At 70.9% G+C, this 4,344-nt stretch carries 3 protein-coding genes; 2 read left to right on the top strand and 1 reads right to left on the bottom strand.

Annotation, left to right across the window (positions count from 1 at the left end):
* Together HUU96_RS12100 and HUU96_RS12095 are read left to right on the top strand one after the other, a co-directional pair.
* The coding region (locus HUU96_RS12100) for a hypothetical protein (protein WP_174293033.1) at window positions 1-1,631 on the top strand (1,631 nt) is incomplete at its 5' end.
* A 3-nt stretch (window positions 1,632-1,634) separates the two neighbouring features.
* Window positions 1,635-2,330, top strand: coding sequence for a DUF3142 domain-containing protein (locus tag HUU96_RS12095; protein ID WP_174293032.1), 696 nt, complete (start codon window positions 1,635-1,637; stop codon window positions 2,328-2,330).
* A gap of 21 nt (window positions 2,331-2,351) precedes the next feature.
* Here the strand turns inward: HUU96_RS12095 and HUU96_RS12090 are convergent, their stop codons facing one another.
* Window positions 2,352-4,145: a thiamine pyrophosphate-requiring protein gene (locus HUU96_RS12090; protein WP_174293031.1), complete on the bottom strand. Its 1,794-nt coding sequence runs from the start codon at window positions 4,143-4,145 to the stop codon at window positions 2,352-2,354.
* Window positions 4,146-4,344: the final 199 nt, after the last annotated feature.

The following is a 4,344-nucleotide window of genomic DNA, read 5'->3' as shown; positions in this document are numbered from 1 at the left end:
GCGCCGACGCCGCGAAGACCGCCCTGCCGGCCGCGACCTTCCAGGTCGGCTCGCCGGCCGCGCAGGGCTTCGCGACCTACCTGCAAGGCGCAGCCGCCTTCTATGCCGGCGACTTCGACATCGCCGCGGCGCGCTTCGCGGCGCTCGGCGGCAACGGTGAGCCGTGGCTGCGCGAGACCGCGCGCTATATGGCGGCCCGTGTCGAGGTGAACCGCGCACAGGTCGGCCTGTTCGACCAGTTCGGGTGCCGCGACGACAAGAAGGTTGCCGACCGGAAGGCGATCGCCGCCGCCGAGGCCGGGCTGCGCGGCTATGCCGCCGCCTATCCCGCCGGCCGCTATGCCGCCTCGGCCCGGGGCCTGTTGCGCCGCGTCTACTGGCTAGGTGGCGACACGGGGAAGCTGGCGGCGCAATATGTGGCGCTGTTCGCGCAGCCCGCCGCGGCCCGCGGCCTCGACGATGCCGCGCTCGCCGAGGAGATCGACACCAAGCTGCTGCCTAAACTGACCCAGGCCGATACCAGCGACCCGGTCCTGCTCGCCGTCCTCGACCTGCAGCTCATGCGCGGCGACGACAAGAAACCGGCCGAGCCGCTGATCAGCCGCGCCGAGATCGAAGCGCAGCGGCCGCGGTTCGCGCGCCAGCCGGCATTGCTCGACTTCCTGCTCGCGGCTCGCGCCTTCTACGCCGGCAACGATCCGCGCGAGGTGCTACGCTTGGTCGGTGACCAGGCGCGGCAGCCGTCGTTCGACACCGTCCAGTTCAGCCGCCAGATGCTGCGCGGCATGGCGCTCGACGCCGCCGGCGACCGCAACGCGCGCGGCTTCTGGCTGGACCTGATCCCGGGGGCCGCGCCGCCCTTCCAGCGGCCGACTGTCGAGCTGGCGCTGGCGCTGCACGACGAGCGGACGGCGGGGCTCGACCGGGTGTTCGCCGCCGGCTCGCCGGTGCGCGACCCGACCATCCGCGACACCCTGCTGACCGACGTCGCCGGCGCGGCGCTGCTCAGGCGGCAGGCGGCGGATGCCGGCGCGGGCAAGCACGAGCGCGCGGTGGCGCTGTTCACGCTCCTCTACAAGGACGTGACGCGGGGCGCGTATCGTGACTTCGTGGCGGATGTCGCGCAGGTGCCCGCCGGCGCGGAGGCGAAGGCTGACGTCTACAACTTCGTCGGCACCAACGATCCGTCGGTCGGCATCTTCACCATCGGCGCGACCCGCGAGGGGTTCGCCTGTCCCGCCTTGCGCGAGACCGCCGCGCGCCTGGTCGCCGACTCGCACCTCGCCGCCGCCCGGCTGTGCGTCGCCGAGTTCGTCCGGCTCAACGCCATGGACGGCTTCTTCCTCGACACCCAGCCGCCCGCGGACGAGCTGGGCGGCACCCGCCCGCTATTCCCCGGCCGGCCCTTCTCGCGGCTGGAGGTCTACAAGGCGCTGATCGCCGCGCCGGCGACGCCTGCGGCCGATCGCGCCTATGCGCTGTACCGCGCAGTCAACTGCTATGCGCCGTCGCGGGCGAACAGCTGCGGCGGCGAGAACGTCGCGCCGGCGGTGCGCAAGGGCTGGTACCTGCGGCTGCACAAGGATTTCCCAACTTCGCGCTGGGCGCAGGAGTCCAGATATTACTGGTAGCGCGTGATCGGCGCGGTCGCTTTGGCGCTCGCCGCCGCGGTGCCGGACGCGGCGGTGGACGCGGCGCGCTATGACGCGTTCTGGCTGTGGGCCGGCGTGCGCCCGCAACCGGTGTTGCGCCAGGCCAGGCGGCTGTACCTGCTGGAGGGGCAGGTCGATGCCGTGCCGACCGTCCGCCTTATCGCGCAGCGGCCGGCGGTGCCGCACGTCGCAGGGGCGGAGATATGGATGGTGGTGCGCGTCGCGACGCTGCGCTGGTCGCCGCTCGTCTATCGTCAGCTGCTCGCCGAGCTCGCTCGCTGGCGTGCGGCGGGCAATCGCGTGGCAGGGGTGCAGATCGACTTCGACGCGCGCACCCGGCACCTCGGCGAATATGCGGCGTTCCTGGCGGACCTGAGACGGCGGCTGCCGGGCGACTGCCGGCTGGGGATCACCGGCCTGCTCGACTGGAGCGCCAATGGCGACCCCGCCGGGCTCGACGCGTTGGCGGGCGTCGTCGATGAGGTGGTGCTGCAGATCTACCAGGGCCGGCACGTCATTCCTGGCTATGCCGGCTATCTGGCGCGGCTCGGCCGAATGACGGTGCCGTTCCGCATCGGGCTGTTGCAGGGCGGAGAGTGGCGCGCGCCGCCATCGCTAGCGGCGAACCCGCGCTTTCGGGGCTATGTCGTTTTCCTCGCCAACCCGGCGCGCCGGTAAAGCGCCGGCGTTTCAGGCAGCTCAGCTTGCGCCATGCGGCAGCAGCTCGTGCAGGACCTGCCGGGCGGTGTTGGCGACGACCTGGCCGGCGGTCTTGTCGCCCTTCATGATCGACGACATGAAGCCCTTGACCTGCTCGATCGTCAGGTGCGGCGGGAACGGCGCGACGTCGGGATCGGTCTTCACCTCCAGCACCACCGGCCGGTCCGCGGCCAGCGCCGCCGCCCATGCACCCGCCAGCGCCTCGGGCGTGTCGACGTAAATGCCCTTCAGCCCGATCAGCTCCGCGAACCGCGCATAGGGCACGTCCGGCAGGTCCTGGGTGGTCGGGAAGCGCGGGTTGCCCTCCATCACCCGCTGCTCCCAGGTCACTTCGTTGAGGTCGCGGTTGTTGAACACGCAGACGATCAGCCGCGGATCGGCCCAGCGCTGCCAGTATTTCTGGACGGTGATCAGCTCGGCCATGTTGTTCATCTGCATCGCGCCGTCGCCGACCAGCGCCACCACCGGCCGCGTCGGATGCGCGAACTTGGCGGCGATCGCATAGGGCACCGCCGCACCCATCGACGCCAGGCCGCCTGACAGCGACGCGCGTTGCCCCTGCTTCAACAGATAGTCGCGCGCATACCAGTTGGCGCACGAGCCCGAGTCGGAGGTGACGATCGCGTCGGCCGGCAACAGCGGCGACATCTCCCACACGACGCGCTGCGGGTTGACCGGATTCGCCGGTGCCATGGCGCGGTCCTTCAGCGTCTGCCACCACCTCCGCACGCCCGCGGCGATATCGTCCTGCCAGCTGCGGTCCTGCTGGCGCGCGAGCAGCGGCAGCAGCGCCGCCAGCGTCTCCTGCGCGTCGCCGTGCAGGTTGACCTCGACCGGATAGCGCAGGCCCAGCATCGCCGGGTCGATGTCGATCTGGACCGCGCGTGCCTGGCCGTCGGGCGGCAGAAACTCGGCCCAGGGGAAGCCGGTGCCGATCATCAGCAGCGTGTCGCAGCCGTTCATCATGTCCGACGACGGCTTGGTGCCGAGCAGCCCGATCGCGCCGGTGACGAAGGGCAGGTCGTCGGCCAGCACGTCCTTGCCGAGCAGCGCCTTGGCGACCCCCGCGCCCAGCGTCTCGGCGACCGCGGCCACCGCATCGGCCGCACCGCGGGCACCCGCACCGATCAGGATCGCGACCTTCCTGCCCGCGTTGAGGATGTCGGTCGCCTTTTGCAGGTCGGCGGCATAGGGGACGACGCGAGGGCGCTGATAGCCGGGGCCGGACCGGGTATAGCCATGCGCCAGTTTGGGCTCCTCCCAGGCCATGTCCTGCACGTCCTTGGGCAGGATCAGCACCGTCACGCCATTGCGCGCCGTCGCGATGCGCAGGCCGCGATCGACCAGGTGGCGAAGCTGCGCCGGCGCGGCCGCTTCCTGCACGAAGTCGGCGATGTCGGCGAACATCCGGTCGAGGTTCAGCTCCTGCTGATAGCTCGCGCCGCGCACCGTCGTTTCGGCTTGGCCGGCGATGGCGAGCACCGGCATGTGGTCGCTCTTGGCATCGTAGAGCCCGGTGATGAGGTGGGTCGCGCCCGGCCCGCCGGTCGACAGGCACACGCCCAGCTCGCCGGTGAACTTGGCATGGGCAGTGGCCATGAACGCCGCCATCTCCTCGTGCCGGACCTGGATGAACTCGATGCCGTCGCCGGCCTTCTCGGCGCGTTGGAGCGCGCCCAGCACGCCGTTGATGCCGTCGCCCGAATAGCCGAAGATGCGCGTGACGCCCCATGCCTTCAGCCGCTCGACGAAGAAGTCGCTGGTCTTGGTCATCGCGCTCTTCCTCTAGGGTTGGTCGAACCTGGCGTCTGGCCGGTTGCGGCTACGGACACGACCTTATGGTGAGGCCATGATCGAGGTCGGGGCAGGCCAGCCCTCGCTCAACGATGAGCGCTTCGGCACGTTCCCGCTCCGGCCGCTCACATAGCGGTCACACAAGCAGCGCCTCCGCCTCGTCAGCCCGGTTGACCCG

It is taken from the genome of Sphingomonas bacterium (assembly GCF_903644135.1).
GTDB lineage: Bacteria > Pseudomonadota > Alphaproteobacteria > Sphingomonadales > Sphingomonadaceae > Sphingomonas.
Note: the sequence above shows the minus strand (reverse complement) of the source record. Positions and strands in the feature narration are given on the sequence as shown.